The organism is Pseudarthrobacter sp. S9 (assembly GCF_050156545.1).
Lineage (GTDB): Bacteria > Actinomycetota > Actinomycetes > Actinomycetales > Micrococcaceae > Arthrobacter.
The window spans coordinates 803,009-826,261 of sequence record NZ_CP189576.1 but is presented as its reverse complement, the minus strand read 5'-3'; the positions used below and the strand labels follow the sequence as shown (position 1 = coordinate 826,261).

Annotated in this window: 20 protein-coding genes and 1 tRNA gene; 19 read left to right on the top strand and 2 right to left on the bottom strand. The window is 66.5% G+C overall.

The window, feature by feature from the left end; all coding sequences use genetic code 11:
• Positions 1-178 precede the first annotated feature (178 nt).
• The 18 genes from ACQCSY_RS03855 to ACQCSY_RS03770 all read left to right on the top strand — a co-directional run bounded on the left by ACQCSY_RS03855 (position 179) and on the right by ACQCSY_RS03770 (position 19,612).
• Positions 179-1,291 carry a BMP family lipoprotein gene (locus tag ACQCSY_RS03855; RefSeq protein WP_427133339.1) on the top strand — a complete coding sequence of 371 codons (1,113 nt, stop codon included), beginning with the start codon at positions 179-181 and terminating at the stop codon, positions 1,289-1,291.
• Between the two features lie 183 nt (positions 1,292-1,474).
• On the top strand, positions 1,475-3,070 hold the full coding sequence (locus tag ACQCSY_RS03850; protein WP_427133337.1) for an ABC transporter ATP-binding protein: 1,596 nt from the start codon (positions 1,475-1,477) through the stop codon (positions 3,068-3,070).
• Complete coding sequence (locus tag ACQCSY_RS03845) at positions 3,063-4,415, top strand: ABC transporter permease (protein WP_427133335.1); 1,353 nt, start codon at positions 3,063-3,065, stop codon at positions 4,413-4,415. The genes ACQCSY_RS03850 and ACQCSY_RS03845 overlap by 8 nt, the downstream gene beginning before the upstream one ends.
• The gene (locus tag ACQCSY_RS03840) at positions 4,412-5,920 is read left to right on the top strand and encodes an ABC transporter permease (protein WP_427133333.1); all 1,509 of its coding nucleotides are present in this window, start codon (positions 4,412-4,414) and stop codon (positions 5,918-5,920) included. Before ACQCSY_RS03845 ends, ACQCSY_RS03840 begins: the two co-directional genes overlap by 4 nt.
• Before the next feature lie 17 nt (positions 5,921-5,937).
• Positions 5,938-6,369, top strand: a complete 432-nt coding sequence (locus ACQCSY_RS03835; RefSeq protein WP_427133332.1) for a cytidine deaminase — start codon at positions 5,938-5,940, stop codon at positions 6,367-6,369.
• Positions 6,350-7,672 carry a thymidine phosphorylase gene (locus ACQCSY_RS03830; RefSeq protein WP_427133330.1) on the top strand — a complete coding sequence of 441 codons (1,323 nt, stop codon included), beginning with the start codon at positions 6,350-6,352 and terminating at the stop codon, positions 7,670-7,672. Before ACQCSY_RS03835 ends, ACQCSY_RS03830 begins: the two co-directional genes overlap by 20 nt.
• A 152-nt stretch (positions 7,673-7,824) precedes the next feature.
• Positions 7,825-8,436, top strand: a complete 612-nt coding sequence (locus ACQCSY_RS03825) for a DedA family protein (RefSeq protein ID WP_427133328.1) — start codon at positions 7,825-7,827, stop codon at positions 8,434-8,436.
• A gap of 143 nt (positions 8,437-8,579) precedes the next feature.
• The gene (locus ACQCSY_RS03820; protein WP_427133326.1) at positions 8,580-9,332 is read left to right on the top strand and encodes a DedA family protein; all 753 of its coding nucleotides are present in this window, start codon (positions 8,580-8,582) and stop codon (positions 9,330-9,332) included.
• Between the two features lie 32 nt (positions 9,333-9,364).
• Entirely contained in the window at positions 9,365-10,564 is a 1,200-nt protein-coding gene (locus ACQCSY_RS03815; protein WP_427133324.1) for an adenosine deaminase, read from the top strand.
• A gap of 163 nt (positions 10,565-10,727) precedes the next feature.
• On the top strand, positions 10,728-11,312 hold the full coding sequence (locus ACQCSY_RS03810; protein ID WP_427135663.1) for a MazG nucleotide pyrophosphohydrolase domain-containing protein: 585 nt from the start codon (positions 10,728-10,730) through the stop codon (positions 11,310-11,312).
• A gap of 170 nt (positions 11,313-11,482) precedes the next feature.
• Positions 11,483-12,763, top strand: coding sequence for a phosphopyruvate hydratase (eno, locus tag ACQCSY_RS03805; protein ID WP_264356515.1), 1,281 nt, complete (start codon positions 11,483-11,485; stop codon positions 12,761-12,763).
• Between the two features lie 83 nt (positions 12,764-12,846).
• Entirely contained in the window at positions 12,847-13,596 is a 750-nt protein-coding gene (locus ACQCSY_RS03800) for an FtsB family cell division protein (protein ID WP_427133322.1), read from the top strand.
• Positions 13,597-13,721: 125 nt separating this feature from the next.
• Positions 13,722-14,453 carry a DUF501 domain-containing protein gene (locus ACQCSY_RS03795; protein ID WP_427135661.1) on the top strand — a complete coding sequence of 244 codons (732 nt, stop codon included), beginning with the start codon at positions 13,722-13,724 and terminating at the stop codon, positions 14,451-14,453.
• The gene (locus tag ACQCSY_RS03790; protein ID WP_427133320.1) at positions 14,450-15,412 is read left to right on the top strand and encodes an exopolyphosphatase; all 963 of its coding nucleotides are present in this window, start codon (positions 14,450-14,452) and stop codon (positions 15,410-15,412) included. The genes ACQCSY_RS03795 and ACQCSY_RS03790 overlap by 4 nt, the downstream gene beginning before the upstream one ends.
• 100 nt (positions 15,413-15,512) lie before the next feature.
• On the top strand, positions 15,513-16,913 hold the full coding sequence (locus ACQCSY_RS03785) for a S8 family serine peptidase (protein ID WP_427133318.1): 1,401 nt from the start codon (positions 15,513-15,515) through the stop codon (positions 16,911-16,913).
• Between the two features lie 38 nt (positions 16,914-16,951).
• The gene (locus tag ACQCSY_RS03780; protein WP_427133316.1) at positions 16,952-18,442 is read left to right on the top strand and encodes an NAD(P)/FAD-dependent oxidoreductase; all 1,491 of its coding nucleotides are present in this window, start codon (positions 16,952-16,954) and stop codon (positions 18,440-18,442) included.
• 111 nt (positions 18,443-18,553) lie between these two features.
• A complete protein-coding gene (locus ACQCSY_RS03775; RefSeq protein ID WP_427133314.1) occupies positions 18,554-19,504 on the top strand; it encodes an N-acetyltransferase in 951 nt (316 codons plus the stop codon).
• 34 nt (positions 19,505-19,538) lie between these two features.
• Positions 19,539-19,612: transfer RNA gene (locus ACQCSY_RS03770), tRNA-Leu, on the top strand.
• 220 nt (positions 19,613-19,832) lie between these two features.
• On the opposite strand, the gene ACQCSY_RS03765 is transcribed toward ACQCSY_RS03770, so the two are convergent.
• Together ACQCSY_RS03765 and ACQCSY_RS03760 are read right to left on the bottom strand one after the other, a co-directional pair.
• Positions 19,833-20,570 carry a YcnI family protein gene (locus ACQCSY_RS03765; RefSeq protein WP_427133312.1) on the bottom strand — a complete coding sequence of 246 codons (738 nt, stop codon included), beginning with the start codon at positions 20,568-20,570 and terminating at the stop codon, positions 19,833-19,835.
• A gap of 150 nt (positions 20,571-20,720) precedes the next feature.
• On the bottom strand, positions 20,721-21,329 hold the full coding sequence (locus ACQCSY_RS03760; RefSeq protein ID WP_427133311.1) for a hypothetical protein: 609 nt from the start codon (positions 21,327-21,329) through the stop codon (positions 20,721-20,723).
• 324 nt (positions 21,330-21,653) lie between these two features.
• Between ACQCSY_RS03760 and ACQCSY_RS03755 the strand changes: the two genes are divergently transcribed.
• Positions 21,654-23,003, top strand: a complete 1,350-nt coding sequence (locus ACQCSY_RS03755) for an ABC transporter substrate-binding protein (protein WP_427133309.1) — start codon at positions 21,654-21,656, stop codon at positions 23,001-23,003.
• Positions 23,004-23,253 lie beyond the last annotated feature (250 nt).

The following is a 23,253-nucleotide window of genomic DNA, read 5'->3' as shown; positions in this document are numbered from 1 at the left end:
GAATCGCGCTGCGCTGTGCTATCAGGACGTGTCACAGGACACTAAAGTGACTTGCATCAGTGCGCCTCGGCGCAATGCTGCGAATCCATCAGTGAAAACAGAGTTTCAGCCGAACACCCGAAACGGACACTCATTGAACACCCCGTCGTAGCGCCTACTCTTTCTTCCTGGAGGAAAATTGAAGAACTCACTGCGTGCAACCCTCAAGCGCGGTTCAATGACCGGAGTCGCCACCGCGGGTGCGGCCGCTCTGCTGCTGACCGGCTGCGGGTCCGCCCCGACTCCGTCCGGTTCCTCCGGCTCCGCGACGAAATCGGACTACACCGCGTGCATGGTTTCCGACTCCGGTGGATTTGACGACAAGTCGTTCAACCAGTCCGGCTATGAAGGTTTGCAGCAGTCGGTCAAGGACCTGGGAATCCAGGAGAAGCACGTCCAGTCCAAGGCTGACACGGACTACGACCCCAACCTGCGCTCCATGGTGCAGCAGGGCTGCAAGCTCACTGTTACGGTCGGCTTCCTGCTCGGCGACGCCACGAAGTCCATCGCCGAGGCCAACCCGAACAGCCACTTCGCGATCATTGACTACAACGACCCCACGTTCCCCAAGAACGTGAAGCCGATCGTTTACGACACGGCTCAGGCTGCATTCCTGGCGGGCTACCTTGCCGCGGGAACGTCGAAGACCGGAAAAGTGGCCACTTTCGGCGGTATCAACATCCCCACTGTCACGATCTTCATGGACGGCTTCGCCGACGGCGTGAAGTACTACAACGACAAGAAGGGCAAGAGCGTACAGCTCATTGGCTGGGACAAGGCCAAGCAGGACGGCACCTTCGTCGGTGACTTCAAGCAGGTCGACAAGGGCAAGGTCCTGACCCAGGGCTTCCTGGACCAGGGCGCGGACATTGTTCTTCCGGTGGCCGGCCCGGTCGGTTCCGGTGCTGGCAGCGCCATTGTGGAGGCCAAGGCCAAGGGCAAGGACGCCAAGCTGATCTGGGTTGACTCCGACGGCTACCTGACCGCCCCGGACTACAAGTCCGTGATCCTGTCCTCGGTCCAGAAGACCATGTCCACCGCTGTGGAGAAGGTCATCAAGGACGACAAGGACGGCAAGTTCGACGCCGCACCGTACATCGGCACCCTGGAAAACGGCGGTGTGGCCCTGGCACCGTTCCACGATCTTGATTCAGCCGTGCCGGCAGATCTGAAGAGCGAACTGGACCAGCTGAAGAAGGACATCGTTTCCGGAACCGTCAAGGTTGAATCGAAGTCCAGCCCGGCCAAATAAGCACTACACCGCGGGGCGCGCTGCCCTTCCGCCGTTACCTCGGCCGAAGGGCAGCGGGCCCCGTTTTGCTTGCAAGCCCGCCCTGCCCAAGGACCCCTGCGAACACTAGGCTGGGATTACCCGCTGCCCAGGCGCCGACAATGCGTCGGAGCAGATCCATACACACACAGATTGGTTGGGGTTTTGAAACTCGAACTGAGAGGGATCACGAAGCGATTCGGATCTCTGGTAGCCAATGACCACATTGATTTGGTCGTAGAACCCGGGCAGGTCCACTGCCTGCTGGGGGAAAACGGCGCAGGGAAATCCACCCTGATGAACGTCCTCTACGGACTATACGACCCCACCGAAGGCGAAATCCTGATCGACGGCAAACCCGTCGTCTTCAAGGACCCCGGAGAGGCGATGGCGGCGGGCATCGGCATGGTCCACCAGCACTTCATGCTGATTCCTGTCTTTACCGTGGCCGAGAACGTGGCGCTGGGCAACGAGGCCACCAAGGCTGCCGGACTTCTCAACCTCGAAACCACCCGGCGGAAGATCCGCCAGATTTCCGACCAGTACGGGTTCGACGTCGACCCCGACGCGATGGTGGAAAACCTTCCCGTGGGCGTCCAGCAACGCGTCGAAATCATCAAGGCCCTGGTCCGGGACGCAGAGGTCCTGATTCTGGATGAGCCCACTGCCGTGCTCACTCCGCAGGAGACCGATGAACTGCTTGACATCATCCGGCAGCTGAAGAGTGACGGGAAATCGATCGTCTTCATTTCCCACAAACTGCGTGAGGTCAAGGATATTTCGGACACAATTACGGTCATTCGGCGCGGCAAGGTTGTGGGTCAGGCGGAGCCCACGGCCTCGCCCACGGAGCTGGCCTCCGCCATGGTGGGCCGTGCAGTGAGCCTGACATTGGACAAGAGACCGGCCAAGACGGGCGACGTCACGTTCAAGGTCCGTAACCTGACAGTGATCGACCAGAACGGCCAGCACGTCGTCGACGGGTTGTCCTTCGATATTGCCAAGGGCGAGGTGCTCGCCATCGCCGGCGTGCAGGGCAACGGCCAGACGGAACTGACCGAAGCCATCCTTGGCGTACAGCCGCACGTCTCCGGATCCATCACCCTGGACGGCGAGGAACTGCTGGGCCGAAGCGTCAAGCACATCCTCGGAGCCGGAGTCGGTTTTGTGCCCGAAGACCGCACGGTCGATGGACTGGTGGGCACGTTCTCGATCTCGGAAAACATGATCCTGGATCTCTACGACAAGGCACCGTTTGCCCGCGGCGTCGGCATGAAGCCTGGCCTGATCGCCGACAACGCCGCGAAAAAAGTCGAGGAGTTCGACGTCCGCACCCCGTCAGTGTCAGCGGCAGTGGGCACTCTCTCCGGAGGTAACCAGCAGAAGGTCGTGCTCGCCCGCGAACTGTCCCGGCCGCTCCGTCTGTTCATTGCTTCGCAGCCCACCCGCGGGCTGGATGTGGGATCGATCGAATTCGTCCACAAGCGGGTCATTGCTGAAAGGGACCACGGAACGCCCGTCATGATCGTCTCCACCGAGCTGGACGAGGTCATGCAGCTGGCGGACCGGATCGCGGTTCTTTACCGGGGACGGCTGGTGGGCATCGTTCCCTCCACGACGTCCCGCGACGTGCTGGGCCTGATGATGGCCGGAGTCCCGGCCATCGAGGCCGAAGCCAGCGCCGCAGCCCACGCCCATGGTGGCCCCACGCCAGCCGCGGTCCCGGAGCCGGCTGGCCACGAAGGAGAAGCACATGTCTGAGAAGACGACCCCGGAGCCGGCCGCGCCCCAGCTGCCCGAGCAGTCCCCGGCCGAGGCCGTCGCCTCGGACGTCGTCCTTGACACTGCCGGCGGCCAGATCCCGCCGTCGGCTGTTCCGGCAGCCACGCAAAGGCGGAGCCCGGACGGCGGCGAATCGGTGCTGCGCCAGATCTTCGCCGGCAACGCCATGGTTTCGGCGCTGTCCGTGCTGCTCGCCATCGTGCTGGGCGGCATCCTGATGGCGGTGACAAATCCCAAGGTCGCAGCCACGGCAGGCTATTTCTTTGCCCTTCCCGGGGACCTGCTGACCGAGGTTTTCCGCCCGTACGCGGCCCTGGTCCAAGGGTCCATCTTCAACTGGGCCGGGACCGACCTGGCCGCGCAGCTGTACCCGATCACAGAGACGCTGACCGTTGCCACTCCACTGATTTGCGCCGGACTGGGTGTGGCACTGGCCTTTCGTGCAGGCCTGTTTAACATCGGCGCGCAGGGCCAAATCATATTTGGCGCCCTGTTTGGTGCCTACACGGGTTTCGCCTGGCATCTGCCCGTAGGGCTGCACCTCTTGGTCGTCATCCTCGCGGGACTAGTCGGTGGCGCGGTCTGGGGCGGCGTCGTCGGCCTGCTGAAAGCCAGGACGGGCGCGCATGAGGTGATCGTGACGATCATGCTCAACTACATTGCGAACTTCCTGCTGCTGTTCCTGCTGACCACGCCCGCCTTCCAGCGCAAAGGCTCAACCAACCCGATCTCGCCGTTCCTGGATTCCAGCGCCCTGTTCCCCGGGCTCCTGGGCCCTCAGTTCCGGCTGCACGCCGGTTTCATCGTCGCGATCCTGGCCACGGCATTTGTCTGGTGGCTGCTGAACCGGTCCACCATCGGCTTTGAATTCCGCGCCGTCGGCGCCAACCCGAGCGCGGCCAGGACTGCCGGGATCAACGTCGCCCGCAGCACAATCCTGGTGATGGCGATCGCCGGCGCTCTGGCCGGCCTGGCCGGCATCGCCCAGGTGTCGGGGACGGAGAAGTACCTCTCCGGCGGTGTGGCCGCGTCCATCGGCTTCGATGCCATCACCGTCGCACTGCTCGGACGCTCCACGCCGTGGGGCACCTTCTTTGCCGGGCTCCTGTTCGGGGCCTTCCGCGCGGGCGGGGTTGCCATGCAGGCCCAGACCCAGACTCCGATCGATATTGTGCTGGTCATCCAGTCCCTGATTGTGCTGTTCATCGCAGCGCCGCCGCTGGTCCGTGCGATATTCGGACTCAATCCCCGTAAGAAGAAGTCCACCAAGGGTGGGACCGCCGGTTCAACAGCCGGCGGCGTGAAGAGCGGAGCGGCAGCATGAGCGCCACCACACAACCTCCCGCGGGCCCGCGGACCATGGATGGCCCGGCGCCGTCCGGTGGTCCGGACCGCGCCAAGGCGGGCGCCGCTGAACTGGTGAGTTGGAAAGCCGGCGTCGGACTCGGGCTCTTGGCGGTGCTGGGCACTTTCCTGTTCGGCTTCCTGGCCAATGCCAAGACTGCCGGCTTCCGCATCGCCGAGGCTCGTGACCCCAACGCCTCCTCGGCGGCAGCCTGGGTAACCCTGGTGGTGGCGCTGGCCGCCGCTGCCTATTTGGGCTACTTGTGGATCAACCGGCGCCGCACGGGTGCGATTGTGGATCGCTGGATCCCGGCAACCACCGTCGCGGCGGTCGTCGTCCTGGGCCTGGCCGCCCTCGGCGTTACCCGGGTGGAAAAAATCGCCCTGCCGTCGATGGCGTTCGGCTGGATCAGCTCCGTCCTCCTCCTGGGAATGGCCGGGTACGCTTGCTTCCTGACGCTGCAGCATCGCCGGACGCCGCGTTGGCTCGGCGGCGCTTTTGCCGTCGTCTTCCTGGTTGGATTCATGATCTGGATCGTTGCCGGAGGCCGGGACGCCGAGCCGTCGATCTCGCTCGGCGGCCTCATGGCCGGAGCGGTAACGCTCGCCGTGCCGCTGGTGTTCGGCTCGCTCTCCGGGGTGCTCTGCGAGCGTGTCGGCGTGGTCAATATCGCCATCGAAGGCCAGCTGCTGCTGGGCGCGTTTTCGGCAGCGGTGGTGGCCACAGTGACGGGCAACGTCTACCTCGGACTGATCTCGGCAGCGGTGGCGGGCGCGCTCGTATCCCTCGTCCTGGCGGTGGTGAGCATCAAGTACCTCGTGAACCAGATCATTGTGGGCGTGGTGCTCAATGTGCTGATCAGCGGGCTCACCAGCTTCCTGTTCTCGACTTTGCTGACCGCCAACCCGGATCAGCTGAACAAGCCCGGCCGGCTGCAGGCTGTGGACATCCCGTTCCTCGCCGACATCCCGATCATCGGCCCCATCCTGTTCCACCAGTCACTCGTGGGCTACCTGATGTATGTGGCCGTGATCGTCGTCTATGTCGGACTGTTCCACACCAAGTGGGGTCTGCGAGTCCGGGCCGTGGGGGAGCACCCCCAGGCGGCGGACACCGTGGGCATCAACGTGAACCGGACACGGTTCCGCAACGTGCTCATGGGCGGCGCGATCGCCGGCATCGGCGGGTCCTTCTTCACCCTGGTCTCAGTTGACGCCTTCAGTAAGGACATGTCCGGCGGCCGCGGCTACATTGCCCTGGCGGCCATGATCTTCGGCCGTTGGAATCCCATCGGAGCCTTCCTCGCCGCACTCCTCTTCGGCTTCGCCGACAACCTTCAGAGCATCATCACCATCATCGGCTCACCGGTTCCGAGCCAGTTCATGGCGATGCTGCCGTACGCGCTTACGGTGATCGCGGTGGCCGGACTGGTGGGACGTTCCCGGCCGCCGGCGGCCAGCGGCATACCGTACGTCAAGGGCTGACGGGGATGCAGGACGACGTGGCCTCTGCAGACTCGACCGCCGGTGTCGACTGGGCGGTCCTCGAGGCCGCGGCAGTCGCCGCCATGAAGAACGCCTACGCGCCGTATTCGAAGTTCCCGGTGGGGGCAGCAGCCCTCACCGCGGACGGCCGGATCGTGAGCGGCTGCAATGTCGAAAACGCCAGCTACGGGCTGACGCTGTGCGCCGAGTGCGCCCTGGTCGGCAACCTGCACATGACCGGGGGCGGCCTGCTACGCGCCTTCTACTGCGTCGACGCCCGCGGGAACGTCCTGATGCCGTGCGGCCGCTGCCGGCAGTTGCTGTACGAATTCCGGGCTCCGGGGATGGAGCTCATGACCACGCAGGGAATCAAGACTATGGACCAGGTGCTTCCCGATGCATTTGGCCCCCAACACCTGGAGGAACCCGGTGACACAAACCACGAATAGAACTGAAGCGTTCGACGCCGTCGACATCATCCGCATCAAGCGCGACAAGGGCGTGCTCAGCCCCGCGCAGATCGACTGGACCATCGACGCCTACACCCGCGGCGCCATCGCCGACGAACAGATGGCCGCCCTGAACATGGCCATCCTGCTCAACGGCATGGACCGGGCCGAGATCTCCCGCTGGACGGCGGCGATGATCGCCTCCGGCGAGCGGATGGACTTCTCCAGCCTGCGGCGCCCCGACGGCAGTGTGAAGCCCACGAGTGACAAGCACTCCACGGGAGGCGTGGGGGACAAGATCACCCTTCCGCTGGCGCCCCTCGTGGCCGTCTTCGGCGTTGCCGTGCCGCAGCTGTCGGGCCGGGGCCTGGGCCACACCGGCGGCACATTGGACAAGCTGGAAGCGATCCCGGGCTGGCGCGCCGCGCTGAGCAACGAGGAAATGCTGGTCCAGCTCCGGGACGTGGGCGCGGTCATCTGCGCGGCCGGTGCGGGCCTGGCCCCGGCCGACAAGAAGCTCTACGCCCTCCGCGACGTCACCGGAACGGTGGAGGCCATTCCGCTGATCGCCTCTTCGATCATGAGCAAGAAGATCGCCGAAGGCACCGGTTCGCTGGTGCTGGACGTCAAGGTGGGCAGCGGCGCTTTCATGAAGGACGAGGCCCGGGCGCGCGAACTGGCCGAGACCATGGTGGCCCTGGGCAAGGACGCCGGCGTCAACACGGTTGCCCTGCTGACAAATATGAACACTCCCCTGGGCCTGACCGCGGGCAACGCCATCGAGGTCGAGGAATCGGTCGAGGTGCTCGCCGGGGGAGGTCCGGAAGACGTCGTCGAACTCACCGTCCGGCTGGCCGAGGAGATGCTGGCCTGCGCAGGAATCCACGACGCCGATCCCCGGGCAGCCCTGAAAGACGGCCGTGCCATGGACGTCTGGAACCGGATGATCGAGGCGCAGGGTGGTGACCCCCGCGCCAAGCTGCCGGTGGCCAAGGAATCCGAGGTCATCTACGCCCCCGCCGACGGCGTCCTCGTCGGGCTCGACGCGTTGGCCGTCGGCGTCGCCGCGTGGCGCCTCGGGGCCGGACGCGCCCGCAAGGAAGATGTGGTCCAGGCGGGTGCGGGAGTGCGCATGCATGCGAAGCCCGGCGCCACGGTGAAGGCCGGCGAGCCGCTCATGACCCTCCTGACGGACACGCCGGAGAAGTTCGAACGGGCCAAGGAAGCACTGGAGCACGCCGCGGTGATTGCGCCGGAGGGCTCCCGGCCGGCGCAGAAGCTCATCATCGACCGCATCGCCTAAGCACCAGCGAGGCCGTTCGCCCGGTTGCCCTATCACTTTTGGTCCCCAAACCCATGGTTTGACCGCCACAAGTGATAGGGCAACCAAAGACCTGGCCGGCAGTACACTGGCTCCACAGCAGTACTCCCGGCCCCGCCGTGCGTTAGGAAACCGTGCAGGCAATCAACGACTTCATCCTCGCAGCCGCAGGGCAACCCTGGGTCCTCATCCTTGTCTTCGCCTGCTGCGTGATTGACGGCTTCTTCCCGCCCATCCCCAGCGAATCCGTGGTTGTCGGGCTCGCCGCCGTCGCTGCCACTGCCGATGTCCCCAACCCCGTGTTCCTGATCGCGACCGCCGCCGCCGGCGCCTTCCTGGGCGACAACACCGCGTACCTGATCGGCCGTGGCACCGGAACGCGCCGCTGGGCGTGGATGCGCGGCCCGCGCATGCAGAAGGCCTTCTTCTGGGCCGGACGGGAACTGCGGAAACGGCCGGCGTCGCTGATCCTCGTGGCACGCTTTGTCCCGATCGGCCGGGTGGCCGTGAACCTGACCGCCGGCGCCACCCACTACCCGCGGCCCAGGTTCGTGGGGCTGACGGTGCTGTCAGGGATGCTGTGGGCGGGTTACTCCGTGGCGATCGGCATGTTCTTCGGGCAGTGGTTCGAGGACAACCACCTGCTTGGCGCCGTCATCGCCATCATCTGCGCGATCGTCCTCGGCATCGCGGTGGACCTCGGGATCAGCAGGCTGCGCGGGACGATTCCCGAGGAATCGAAATAACGTAGCGAATCGCGCCTTGGCCGTGGGACACTTAGAAGCGATTTACGTCACTTCCCCGGTTCAATTTAGTCCGCGGAATTTAATTTGCCGGATTTGATTCGCCACATTTTCGTCCCCATTCATCGTCTAGGAGCAATGCCCGCGTGGAGTTCATTAATGAGGTCGTGCTCCATGCAGCTGGCCAGTGGTGGATCTACCCCCTCCTGCTGGTCTTCTTCTTTGTGGACGGCTTCGCGATGGTGCTTCCGAGCGAGACCCTGATCGTTGCCCTCGCCGCGTACTCCCTGCACAGCGGGCAGCCCAATCTCTGGATCCTGGGCCTGACAGCGCTTGTCGGTGCCATCGCCGGTGACAACATGGCGTACATGCTGGGCCGGAAAATCGGCCTGGAGCGGTTCCGCTGGATGCGGAAACCCAAGGTCCAGAAGGTCTTCGGCTGGGCACGGTACGAACTGGAGAAGCGCGGCGCAGTCCTGATCTTCACCGCCCGGTACATCCCCTGGGGGCGCGTTGCCGTCAACTATGTTGCTGGCACCACGGGCTTTCCGCACCGGCGGTTCTTCTTCCTGGACGCGTTTGCCTGTGCCACCTGGGTGGTCTATTCCATCGGAATCGGAGTCCTGGCCGGCTCCTTCCCCTGGCTGCATCACAACCCGTTGCTGAGCGCGGGCATTGCGGTCGTGTTTGCGATCGTGCTGGGTGTGCTGATTGATCACCTCCTGCGCTGGTGGCACAAACGCCTCGAACGGAACGACGAGCAGCAGCACGCCGGTCCCGTCGGCATAGAGCCCTCACATGACCAGCCCTCACATGACGAGCCGTCGCATGCGTCCAACCCGGGGTCCGGTGCGGCACTCACGGGCCCGTCCGCAGACGCCGAGGCCGCCAGAAAGTAGCGTCCGACGCCCGCCGACCCTATGGTGGGAACGTGACTGAGACTATTCCTGACGCTGCCCCTGACCTCGACTTCGACCTGAAGGGCCTTCCCAAGGTTTCCCTTCACGACCACCTGGACGGCGGACTCCGCCCGGCCACAATCATTGAACTTGCCGAGGCCGTCGGCCACACCCTGCCGTCGACCGATCCCGTCGCGCTGGGGGAGTGGTTCCGCGAATCCGCCGACTCCGGCTCACTGGTCCGCTACCTCGAGACCTTCGACCACACCATCGCCGTCATGCAGACCAAGGAAGGCCTGTTCCGCGTCGCCAAGGAATTCGTCGAGGACCTCGCCGACGACGGCGTCGTGTACGGCGAGGTGCGCTGGGCGCCCGAACAGCACCTGCAGAAGGGCCTGAGCCTGGACGAAGTGGTCGAGGCCGTGCAGGCCGGGCTGGAAGCCGGCGTCGACGCCGTCGCCGAAACCGGCCGCGACATCCAGGTGGGCCAGCTCATCACCGCCATGCGGCATGCCGACCGCGGCCAGGAGATTGCCGAACTGGCAGTCCGCCACCGGTACAAGGGTGCGGTCGGCTTCGACATCGCCGGGGCCGAGGACGGCTTCCTGCCCTCCCGCTTCAAGGACGCCTTCACTTTCCTGGCGCAGCACAACTTCCCTGTTACCGTCCACGCGGGCGAAGCCGCGGGCCTGGAAAGCATCCAGTCCGCCCTGGTGGACGGCCGGGCTCTGCGCCTGGGCCACGGGGTCCGGATTGCTGAGGATGTCACCGTCGAATTCGACGACGCCGACGACGCCGACGACACTTTTGACGGTGGTGCAGGAGCAGGAGCCGACGCCGCCGGCTCGGAAGATGAGGTTGACGACAACATCGGCCTGGTGACCCTGGGCGAGCTCGCCAGCTGGGTCCGCGACCGCGGCATTGCGCTGGAAATCTGCCCTTCCTCCAATCTGCAGACCGGCGCGATTGCCGGTTTCGGTGAGGGCATCGAGAGCCACCCGCTGGACATGCTCTACCAGCTCGGCTTCAACGTCACCATCAACACCGACAACCGGCTCATGAGCGGCGTGACCCTCACCGACGAGTTCGAACTGCTCGTGGAGACCTTCGACTACGACCTCGACGACCTGCTGGAGCTGACACTGAACGCAGCCGAGGCCGCCTTCCTGCCGCTGGAGGAGAAGGAAGCCCTGGTCGAATACATCAACGAGGCCTACGCCGACCTTGGCTAAGGACGGATCCGACGCGGTAGACGCGCCGTCCCCGGTGGTCGGGCTTTCCCCGGTGGTCGAGCTTGTGGGTGGGCCCACAGCTGCCGGGGAGCTGCTGGGTGGGCCCACAGCAGCCGGGGAGCTGCTGGGGACCATCGGAGCCCTGCGCGAGCACTGCCCATGGATGGGTGCCCTCACCCATGAGTCCCTCGTGGAGTACCTCCTCGAGGAAGCGTACGAGGTCGCGGAAACCATCGAGGCCGGCGGCGATGACGAGGAGCTGAAAAGCGAGCTCGGTGACGTCCTGCTGCAGGTGGTCCTCCACTCCCGGCTCGCCGAAGAACGCCACGCCTTCAGCTTCGGCGACGTCGCCCGGGGCCTCACGGCCAAGATGATCCGCCGCAATCCGCACGTCTTCCGCCCGGACGGCTCGCTGCAGGATTCGTTTCCCGCCACCGTGGAGGAAATCGTCCTGAAGTGGGACGCCGTTAAGAAGGCGGAAAAGCCGGAACGCGGCCATGTCTTCGACGGCGTACCCGCCGCGCTTCCTGCCCTGGCCCGGGCGCAGAAGCTCCTGGACCGCGCCGAACGGGCCGGCGTCCCGGCGGCTCCGCCGTCGGGTCCGACGGAGGGGCTCCTCACCGGGGACCTCGGCACCGAGGAGGACCTCGGGGAGCTGCTGTTCAGGATCGTGGCGGCCGCCCGGGCGGGCGGGCTCGACGCCGAACGCGCCCTTCGCGGAGCCACGCGCCGCTTCCAGGACGGCTAGGGCCAGGCGCCGCCCGCATCATGACGTCCGGGGACTGGATGGGTTTCCGTAACCCCCACCAGTCTCGACTACGCTAGTAGCGACGAGGACGTCGGTTTTTCAGCTTGATGTACAGCTAGATTCCAGCAGTCAGATTCCCAGCAGATCGCTTCACCCAAAGGAGCCTATCCATGGCGCTTATCGATGCCATCCACGCCCGCGAGATCCTCGATTCCCGTGGCAACCCGACCGTAGAAGTTGAAGTCCTGCTCTCCGACGGCCAGATCGGCCGCGCAGCAGTTCCCTCCGGAGCCTCCACCGGCGAGCACGAGGCCGTTGAACTCCGCGACGGCGACAAGGGCCGCTACCTCGGCAAGGGCGTCCAGAAGGCCGTCGACGCCGTCATCGACCAGATCGCCCCGGCCCTGATCGGCTTCGACGCTACCGACCAGCGCAGCATCGACCAGTCCATGATCGACCTGGACGGCACCGCCAACAAGAGCAAGCTCGGCGCCAACGCCATCCTGGGCGTGTCCCTGGCTGTCGCCAATGCCGCTGCGGCCTCCGCCGACCTGCCGCTCTACAAGTACCTGGGCGGACCGAACGCCCACGTCCTGCCCGTGCCGCTGATGAACATCCTCAACGGCGGCTCCCACGCCGATTCCGACGTCGACATCCAGGAATTCATGGTTGTCCCGCTCGGCGCCGAGACCTTCTCCGAAGGACTGCGCTGGGGCGTCGAGGTCTACCACGCGCTCAAGGCCGTCCTGCAGGAAAAGGGCCTGTCCACCGGCCTCGGCGACGAGGGCGGCTTCGCCCCGAACCTGCCGTCCAACCGCGCAGCCCTGGACCTGATCCAGGAAGCCATCAAGAACGCAGGCTACACCCCAGGCAAGGACATCGCCCTGGCCCTGGACGTTGCCTCCTCGGAGTTCTTCACCGACGGTGCCTACCAGTTCGAGGGCAAGGCCCTCAGCTCCGCCGAAATGAGCGCCTACTACGCCGAACTGGTTGCCGACTACCCGCTGGTTTCCATTGAGGACCCGCTGGACGAGAACGACTGGGACGGCTGGAAGGCCCTCACCGACGCCATCGGCGACAAGGTCCAGATCGTCGGCGACGACCTGTTCGTGACCAACCCGGAGCGCCTGCAGACCGGCATCGACTCACGCACCGCCAACTCGCTGCTGGTCAAGGTCAACCAGATTGGTTCCCTGACCGAGACCCTGGACGCTGTTTCCCTCGCCCAGCGCGCGGGTTACACCACCATCACCTCGCACCGCTCCGGCGAAACCGAGGACACCACCATTGCTGACATCGCCGTTGCCACCAACGCGGGCCAGATCAAGACCGGTGCCCCGGCCCGTTCCGAACGCGTCGCGAAGTACAACCAGCTGCTGCGCATCGAAGAGGAACTCGACGACGCCGCACGCTACGCCGGACGCAGCGCCTTCCCGCGTTTCAAGGGCTAGAAGCCCCAAAAACCAGTGACCGGTGGCTATGGTTGAAAGACCATGGCCACCGGTTCTGTTTTGGCCCGCTTTGAAGGAGTGACATGGCTACCCGCCGTCCCAAGGTTCCCCGGGCTACGCCTGCGGCCCCCAAGTCCACGGACACGGACGACGGCGGCGACGTCATCCAGGCGGACTTCGGCGGCCCCCGCGGCGCGGCGGCCGGCACGTCGGCAGCTGCACGTCCCGCGCCAGGCGGCCCGGCCACCGGCGCCCACGGCCCGGACACAGGCACGGCGGCTACCGGCGCCCACGGCCCGGACACAGGCACGGTGGCTACCGGCGGCGGGCCAGCATCCCCGGGCCGGAAGTCCACTGGGAAAGCAGCCTCTGGGAATTCAGCCTCCGGAAAAGCAGCCTCCGGGAAAGCCGGCACGGGGGAGCCGGAGGAATCCCTGGATCCCGTACCGGCCAAGGCGTTCTCGGGCCGGCTGCTGGCCCTCGGCGTCGTCATGATTGCCATCACCATCATGCTGGCGCCCACGGTCAAGATCTTCCTCGACAAGCGTGCCGAAATCGCCGGGCTCCAGGCGGACATCGCGGCCAAGCAGTCGCAGCAAAACGATCTCAAACGCCAGGTCTCGCGCTGGCAGGATCCCAACTACGTGAAACAGCAGGCCCGCGACCGCATTAACATGGTTATGCCCGGAGAGACGGGCTACTGGGTATTCGGCAGCGATCTTCCTGCCGCGCAGTCCGGTGGCGCGGCGGGTGCAGCATCAGCTCAACACCCGGCCAACCTGCCGTGGGTGGACGCCCTCTGGGAATCCATCAGGCGGTCGGCAACAGACTAGACGCGGCGCCCGCCGCCGGATTGTCCGATGGACATCCCTGAACAGGGCAGGAAGGTGCCGCGCCAGTGGACGAGAACCGAGCGGACGAGAACCTCCGGGCCAAGACCCCGGCGGCAGGGAACACAGTGGCAGGGAACACAGCGGCAGGGCACACAGCGGCAGGGAACACAGCAAGCGTGCCGGAGGAATCCCGTTGGCCGTCGCCGCACGACCTCGACGTCCTGAGCCGCCAGCTCGGACGCCCGGTCCGCGACGTCGTCGAAATCCCCGCCCGCTGCGTCTGCGGAAACCCCCTCGTCGCCGCCACGTCGCCGCGGCTCAGCAACGGTACGCCGTTTCCCACCACCTTTTACCTTACCCATCCGGTCATTACGTCCGCGGTGTCGCGGCTGGAAGCGGCCGGCCTGATGAACGAGATGAATGCCCGGCTCGGCGCCGACGCGGCGCTTGCTGCCGGCTACCGCGCCGCGCACGAGGCGTATCTGGCCTCCCGGGCCGAGATCGGTGCCCGGTCCGGCATCGGCGCCGTGCCGGAGATCGACGGCGTCTCCGCCGGCGGAATGCCGACGCGGGTCAAGTGCCTGCACGTCCTCGTGGGCCACTCCCTGGCCGCCGGGCCGGGAGTGAACCCGCTCGGCGACGAGGCGATCGCCGCCATCAGCGAATGGTGGACCACGGACCGCTGCTATTGCGACGGCGCCTGGGACACCGGGGGCGAGGTCCCCTCCCAGGATCTAAGCCGCCACGGACCCCAGGGCCTGCCGGAGATCGTGGGCCGGCCCGCCCCGGTCCGCAAGGCACGCACCGTAACCACAGAAACCACCGAAACCACCAAAACCACGGAGGCAGACCAGTGACCCGCGTCGCCGCCGTCGACTGCGGCACCAACTCCATCCGCCTGCTGATCGCAGATGTGAATGCAGCCGATGTCGCGGCCGACGGCGCCATGCCGCGGCTGAGCGACGTCGTACGCGAAATGCGCGTGGTCCGGCTGGGGCAGGGCGTGGACGCCACCGGCGAACTCGCCCAGGAAGCCCTGGACCGAACCTTTGCGGCAGCCGCGGACTATGCCGAGCTGATCCGCCAGCACGGAGCCGGGAAAGTGCGCTTCGTGGCGACGTCCGCCACCAGGGATGCCAGCAACCGGCAGGTCTTTGTCGACGGGATCCGCGAGCTCCTCGGCGTGGAGCCCGAAGTGATCACGGGGGACGAGGAAGCCGCGTTGTCCTTTGCCGGCGCCAGCAGCGTCCTGCCCTCACGGGGTGGGGAGCCGGTGCTCGTGGTGGACCTGGGCGGCGGCAGCACGGAGTTCGTGCTCGGCAACGCCGACGGCGTCATCGCCGCCAGATCCGTCGACGTCGGCTGCGTCCGGATGACCGAACGGCACCTGCGCAGCGACCCCCCGACAGCGGCGCAGATCGAGGCCGCCGAGGCCGACGTCGACGCTGCCATCAGCGAGGCGGCACTGAGCGTTCCGCTGGACCGTACCACCGTCGTCGTCGGTGTGGCGGGCTCCGTCACCACCATCACCGCCCACGCGCTGCGCCTGCCCGAGTACTCTCCGACGGCGATCCATGGCACGGAAATGGGCTTGGACGCCACGCGCAAGGCGTGCACCGAGCTCCTCGAAATGACCCGGGCCGACAGGGCCGCCCTGCCATACATGCACCCCGGGCGGGTGGACGTGATCGGCGCGGGCGGGCTCGTCTGGCGGCGTGTCCTGGAGCGGCTGGAAGTCGTCACGGACGGCCGGATCACGACGGCCGTCACCAGCGAACACGATATTCTTGACGGAATTGCCCTCAGCATCAGCTGATTTCGCACCCGCTGCCTTGCCTCAGCTGTTTTGCATCAGCACCCCTTTGCATCAGCACTCCGTGCTTCTGCTGGATGGCGCATCCGCCGATAGGACCCGAATGACCAGAGCAACAGCCCGGCCCCGCCGGACCGCCTCCGCGTTGATGGCCTTGGCCCTTGCCGGCGGCACGTTCACGGCGGCGCTTACCGGTGCCCTCACGGCTGCGCCTGCCGCCCATGCGGATTCCTGGCGTGACAAGGAATACTGGCTCACCGAGTCCGGCATCACCAAGGCCTGGGAAGTCTCCAAGGGGGCCAACGTCAAGGTCGCCGTGATCGACAGCGGCGTGGACGGCCAGCACCCGGATCTGAAAGGCGTCCTCGCGGGCGGCACCGACATCTCCGGCGCCGGCAGCCCGAACGGCCAGGGAAGCATCGGCGCCAAACCCGAGCATGGCACCCTGGTGGCCACCATGCTCGCCGGGCGCGGCCATCAGCCCGCCGGAGCGACCGCCAGCCCCGGGCCCAGCCCGACTCCTCCCGTCGCCCCCGACGGGATCGTGGGCGTGGCCCCTGAGGCACAGCTGCTGTCCGCATCGACCTGGCTCGGATCGGCAAACCCCGGGGGCAAGAGCGACCAGGACCAGATCCCCGAGGCAGTGCGGTGGGCCGTTGACAACGGCGCCCGCGTCATCAATATCTCGCTCGGCAGCACGTCACCTGAATGGCCGCAGAGCTGGGATGCGGCGTTCCTGTACGCCGAACAGAAGGATGTGGTGATCGTCGCCGCCGCAGGCAACCGCGTGGGCGGCAACGTGCAGGTCGGTGCCCCCGCCACCATCCCCGGAGTGCTCACCGTGGCCGGGCTGGACCGCAAGGGGACCGCCAGCATCGACTCGTCGTCCCAGGGCATCAGCATCGGTGTTGCCGCTCCCGCCGAAAACCTGGTCGGGGGCATGCCCGCCGGCGGATACGCAGAATGGGCGGGCACCTCGGGCGCCACCCCCATCGTTGCCGGGGTCGTGGCCCTGATCCGCTCCAAATGGCCGGAGATGACGGCCAGCCAGGTCATTAACCGGATCGTCAGCACCGCCAGGGACGCCGGCGCGCCGGGCAAGGATCCGCTGTACGGGTTTGGCGTGCTGAACGCCGAGGCTGCACTCAAGGCCGATGTTCCCGAGACTAAGGTCAACCCGCTGGGCTCGATTTCGGACTGGATCCGCGTCCACCGGCGGGGAAACCTGGCCACGACGGCGCCAGCGGCCGCCCCCGCGCCGTCCAGTGCCGCCCCCACGCTGCCCGAGGCGACCGTGCCAGTCGCGGAAGCGCCGTCGCAACTGGACGACGCCGTTCCGGCCATGGTGGTCCTGGGCTTCAGCGTACTGTTCCTGTGCATCGTCGGGGCCGCGGTCTTCCAGCTGCGGCGTGCCATGCGGAAGGGCCCAAAGGGACGGCCTGGGAGGCCCGGCGAGCCCGAAACAGGGGTGCGGGATTCGGTGGAGTCCGGGGGCAAGACGTAGTTAGTGAAGGTTTTCACAAACTACGGTATTCTTGACGCATGGCATCCTCCCCTCAGCTCCAGGACCGTCCCAGGGTACTCGTCGTCGGCGGCGGGTACGTCGGCCTGTACGTAGCCCTCAAACTGCAGAAAAAGATCGCGAATGCCGGTGGCATCGTCACCCTCGTTGATCCCCTGCCCTACATGACCTACCAGCCCTTCCTGCCGGAAGTTGCCGGCGGCAATATCGAGGCCCGCCACGCCGTCGTCTCGCACCGCCAGCACCTGAAGCAGACTGAACTGATCCAGGGCAGTGTCACTGCGATCGACCACGCCAACCGCACGGCCGTGGTTGCCCCGGCCGACGGCGGCGACAACTTCGAGGTCCCCTACTTCGACGTCGTGGTGGCCGCAGGCGCGATCACCCGCACGTTCCCCATCAAGGGACTAGCAGAGAAGGGCATCGGCCTGAAGACCATCGAGGAAGCTGTAGCCCTGCGCAACGGCGTCCTCGAGCGCATCGAGACCGGCTCGCTCATGACGGACCCCGTCGAGCGCGCCCGCGCCCTGACGTTCGTCGTCGTGGGCGGCGGCTTTGCCGGCATCGAGTGCATCACGGAGATGGAAGACCTCGCCCGCGCCGCGGTCAAGAACAACCCGCGCGTCAAGCAGGAAGAAATCCGCTTCGTCCTGGTCGAGGCCATGGGCCGCATCATGCCCGAGGTCACCGCAAAGCAGGCCGAATGGGTCGTCGAGCACCTCCGCAGCCGCGGCATCGAGGTCCTGCTCAACACCTCCCTGGACAACGCCGAGGGCTCCCTGAAGCTCATCAACCTCCCGGACAAGACCCCGGCGCAGGAGTTCGAGACCGACACCCTCGTCTGGACCGCCGGCGTGCAGGCCAACCCGATGGTCCGCTCCACCGACTTCCCTCTCGACGAGCGCGGACGCGTCCGTGCCCTCCCGGACCTTCGCATTTCCGGCGACGAAGGCATCGTCCCGAACGCCTGGGCTGCCGGCGACGTCGCAGCCGTGCCGGACCTCACCGGCGGCGGCGTGGGCGGATTCTGCGTGCCCAACGCCCAGCACGCCCTGCGCCAGGCCAAGCGGCTCGCAAAGAACCTGTGGGCCTCCCGCTGGGACAAGCCGCTCAAGGATTACAAGCACAAGAATCTGGGCGCCGTTGCCGGCTTCGGCGAATGGAAGGGTGTTGCCAACATCAACATCGTGGGCACCATCGGCCTCAAGGGCCCTCTGGCCTGGCTGGCGCACCGCGGCTACCACGGCTTCGCAATGCCCACCGTGGAGCGCAAGGTCCGCGTCATCTTCGGCTGGATCCTGGCCTTCTTCATGGGCCGTGACACCACGCAGCTGATCGACCTGGATAAACCCCGCGGCGCGTTCGTGGCCGCAGCGACCCCGGCCCCGAAGCCGGCCGCCGCTCCGGCTGCCCCGGCTGCCGGGAAGCCGGCCGCAGAGGCCGCAAAGTCCGACTCCAGGACAGGCTCCAAGACAGCCTCCAAAGAGTCTGTCTCGGCCGACTCCAAGTAGTCCGCAGTAGCCTTTCGACGGCGGCTGTTCCCTTTCGGGGGAGCGGCCGCCGTCGTTGTTGGCAGTTGGTGTTGGCCGGGACCGCCGTGTCACGGCGCCTAGACTGGCTGCATGACCGGTGAAAAGGACCTCCACACTCTGCTGGCAACCATGCATCCCGTGCGCCGCGACGGCGAGTTCGTCTATGTCCTGTGGCCGCACGGAAAGCCGCTGGCGGGTGGAATCGCGGCAGCCGTCCGTGAAGCCGAGGGACTGACCGTGGTGATGCTCCGGGCCGACGCGGACGGCCTCGGGTTGTCGTATGACTTCGTCGCGGCGTGGATCACGCTTGAGGTGCATTCCTCGCTGGAGGCGGTGGGCCTGACGGCCGCCGTCGGCGCGGCCCTGACGGAAGCGAAAATCAGCTGCAACGTTCTGGCCGGTTTCCACCATGACCACCTGCTCGTGCCCGTGGCGGATGCTGAGCGGGCGCTCGAAGTCCTGCACGAGCTGGCGGAGGACAGCGGCCAGCAGCGGCCGGTCCCGGCGCCGGCGCTCGAGCTGCGCACCGAACAGCCCGCGGACCGCCCGGCCATCCTGGCCCTCACTGCCGCGGCCTTTGCCGTCTCTCCCGTGACGGGGCTGCCCGTCGAGGGCGAGCCGGAGGAGGTTGGGCTGCTGAGGCGGCTCTTCGACTGCGAGGAGTACCTGCCGGAGTTCAGCGTCGTCGCCGAGCTCGACGGCGAGGTCGTGGGCCATGTGATCAGCACCCGGGGGTGGGTGGGGGAGCTGGAGCTCCTGGGCCTTGGCCCGATCGGGGTGGTGCCGCGGCTGCAGCGGCACGGCATCGGTACCGCCCTCATGAACGAAACGATGGCCCGGGCCAATGCCGCGGGGGAGCGGGGGATCGCTCTGCTCGGCAGCCCGGAATACTACTCCCGCTTCGGCTTCGTGCCGTCCACCACCCTCGGCGTGGAACCGCCGGAGTCTGCCTGGCACGGGCATTTCCAGCTGTTGCCGCTGGCCGTCTGGCCCGGTGGCGTCAGCGGGACTTTCCGTTACGCGGGGCCGTTTACGGGCTGATAGCCGGGGCGGGACGGGATACCATGGACCGGGCGCCCCAGTAGCCCAATTGGCAGAGGCAGCGGACTTAAAATCCGCGTGTTGTGGGTTCGAGTCCCACTTGGGGCACAAACGACGCCAGAGCACGTACGGTCGGACAAGGCCCGTCGACGGATTACTGGTCTGCTCGGGAACTGCCGGCCAGTTGACGCTTGGCGAGAATGGCCAGCCCCGCAATGACGATCAGCAGGATGATCGCGATGGGGCGTTCTCATGGAGGGTTCCTTTCACTAGCGGGGCCGCCGGTGCCGAGGAGACTGTCCCCGCTCGGCCCCGGCGGCATTGTGACTTACTGCGCAGCCCGGTTGCGGCGCCCGGCCAGGACCAGGCCCAGCGCCGCCGCCCCGAGGACGAATCCGGCGGCGCCCAGGACGATGCCCCAGACTGAGGCCCCGCTATCGGCAGTCTGGGACGTCTGCGTTGCCGTTGCCGCGGCCAACGGTGACGCAGACGCAGATGCCGCGGCGGCCGTTCCGTCTTCGGCGGTGATCGTGAAGGACGGGGCCGGATGTTCGGGCTCGGGCTGGCCCTCGGCGCTGTGTTCGTCCCAGATCACCGCGGTCCCGTCGGTGTAGGTCTGCGTCGCCGGCAGCGTTACGGTCGTCCTGGCCGCCGGGAGCCTGCCCACGGAGAGGGAGAACGCCTGGTATTCGTTCTGTCCGATCTGGTGCGCCGCGTCAGCGGTCCAGACCACCGAGCTCGGTGCCTTGGTGACGGTCGCGCCCGAAATGGTGACCGGCTTGGGCAGGTCGCTGGTGATGACCTGGGCACTCCAGCCCTCGACCGGCTTGACCGAGACGGACGTGAAAGGGGCGTCGGCCGGCAGCTTGACCTCGAATTTGCTGGTCTTCGCGGTCGGGGATTCGTTCGGGACGTTGAAGGTCAAGTGGGAGTAGCCGTTGGCGCCGGTGTCGTCAGGGTTGACCTGGACGTGGGCGGAGGCTGCGGTGGCGCCCAGTGCGATCATCCCCGCCGTCGCCGTGGCGGCGGTGAGGGCTTTGAGGGTGCGGCGGATTGAGGTTTTCATGGACATGCCTTCCAAAAAATGGGGCGCGCGGACGGACCGCTGGTGCGGCGGCGCGCGGAAGTGGGGGAGAGGGGGGCGGGCCTGCCGGCCCGGATTGTCCTGGTTCTGGTCAGGACCCGGTCCGGGCGGCGGCCAGTGTGGCTGTGCCGCTCAGGGAGCGGCAGGAGCGCGCGGCGGTCCGCGCAGATCGGGCAGCCGGAGATTTCTCCACCGGGAAGGAATGACAATACGGGCCGGCACCGGCAACTGGGGCCATGGATGGACGACGACGGCGGTCAAGAGGCGGATGAGCGGGCGCAGCCAGGCCGCCAGCGCCCATAGGGCTGCCTCGGCCCGGGCGAGGACCAGGGCGGTGGCCAGGGTCGCGGCGGCGTGCAGCGCCAGCATCAGGGCCCCCGGTACGGCCGCCGGTTCGGGCATCATTGCCGCCGCCGAAGTCATGGCGGCCGTGGGATGGGCCGCCGATCCGGTGACGTGGAGATGGTCCCCGGAAGCGGGGACGAATCCGCCGGACACAGACAGCGCCTCGAAGGCCTGATGCAGGGCCAGCTGACCGGCCGCAAGCAGCCCGGCCATCAAGGGCGCGGCGAGCTTCACCTGTGTCAGGATCATGACCGGCGCCAGCGCCAGCGCCAGGAGGCCGACGGTGATCGCCGGCCCGGGCAGGGCGCCGCCGGCCAGCACGTGGGCTCCGGCCGCCAGAGAGAACATGGCGGCGGTCACGGCAACGGCACGAGGGAAACGGAACGGGGCACTCATGCCATTCGCCGCCCTTCCGCTCGTCGTGTTGCCGGCCTGCATCCAGTTTCGCGGCAATCCTCATGTAGTCACCGCATGAACTCACCGCAATCGCGCTCAGTCTAGTGGAATCCAGGTGGGACTTTCTGGTGTTTCGTCCAAGCTGCACCACCCGCCGCCCCTCGGCCCGCACCGTGCAGATTTCCTCTATGCAACGAGTGTTATAAGGATGTGACCGTACTCACTTATGTTCCCGCCGAATTTGCATTAGCTTGAAGTGAAATCAGGAACACCTGATCTTTCGCGTCAAAGGCCGTTCGCACCTTTAGATCGAGGAGCTTGTACATGACTTCACTCCCCCAGGTGGCGCCCCGCATCGCTAAGCTGACAGCGCTTAGCCTCGGCGTCGCCCTTCTGGCTACGGCTTGTGGTGGCTCGTCCACCCCGAGTTCGACGGGCTCCAGCTCAGCCGCGGCCGCCGGCATTGCATGCCCGGCTCCCAGCGCCAGCGGCGCCGGCACCACCGCGGCCACCGCCGGCGGCTCTGTGCCCGCTTCGGCAACGACCACCGAAACACCGCTGAAGATTGGCTCGCTCCTGCCGACCACGGGGTCGCTGGCGTTCCTCGGCCCGCCCGAAATCGCGGGTGTCAACCTTGGCATCAAGGAAATCAATGATGCCGGCGGCGTGCTCGGAAAGCCGGTCGAGGTGATCCACCGCGACTCCGGTGACACGAAGACCGACATCGCCACCCAGTCCACCACGGCCCTGCTTGGCCAGGGCGTCAGCGCAATTGTGGGTGCCGCTTCCTCGGGCGTCTCCAAGACCGTGATCAACCAGATCACGGGCGCCGGTGTGGTCCAGTTCTCGCCGGCCAACACCTCCCCGGACTTCACCGCCTGGGATGACAAGGGCCTCTACTGGCGCACCGCACCCTCGGATGTCCTCCAGGGCAAAGTCCTCGGCAACTACATGGCCACCTGTGGCGCCCAGACCGTTGGCATGATCGTCTTGAACGACGCCTACGGAACGGGCCTTGCAAAGAACGTGAAGTCCGCCTTTGAAGCAGCAGGCGGCAAGGTTGTTGCCGAGGAACTCTTCAACGAAGGCGATTCCCAGTTCAGCAGCCAGGTGGACAAGGTCCTCGCAGCCAAGCCGGATGCGATTGCCCTGATCACCTTTGACCAGGCCAAGAGCATTGTTCCGCTCATGACGGGCAAGGGCGTCAAGCCTACCCAGCTGTTCATGGTCGACGGCAACATGTCCGACTACAGCAAGGACTTCCAGCCAGGCACCCTGAAGGGCGCCCAGGGAACCATCCCCGGCACCTTCGCCAAGGACGACTTCAAGAAGAAGCTCCTGGCGATTGATCCGGCCCTGAAGGACTACAGCTACGCTGGCGAGTCCTACGACGCAGCGAACCTGATCGCGCTGGCAGCCGAGGCCGCCAAGAGCACGAAGGGTGTTGATATTGCGGCACACCTCAAGGACGTTTCCGAGGGTGGAGAGAAGTGCAACACCTTCCCGTCCTGCATCACGCTGCTCCGCAATGGCAAGGATATCGACTACGACGGCCAGTCCGGCCCCGTATCGTTCTCCGACGCCGGTGACCCGACGGAAGCCTACATCGGCATCTACGAGTTCCAGGATGACAACACCTACAAGGCCGTCAAGGAAGAATTCGGCAAGCTGTAAGCCGCTTCCTCCCAGCCTGCGGAAAGCCCCCGTCCAGCCGGACGGGGGCTTTTTGCGGTCACCGATGTGCCGCCGCCGGCGGCCCAAGAGCGTGCCGTGCGTGACGCCGTCGTCGTGCGTGAGGTGAGAAGAGCGCTGAGGGCGCCGGAGGCAGGCGCTTGTGAAAGCGCCGTTGTTGCGATGGGCCCACGGCGGCAGGGTTCCCTGACCGAGCTTGCGAGGGGAGGGAGCCGCCGGGGAGGAACGAGCG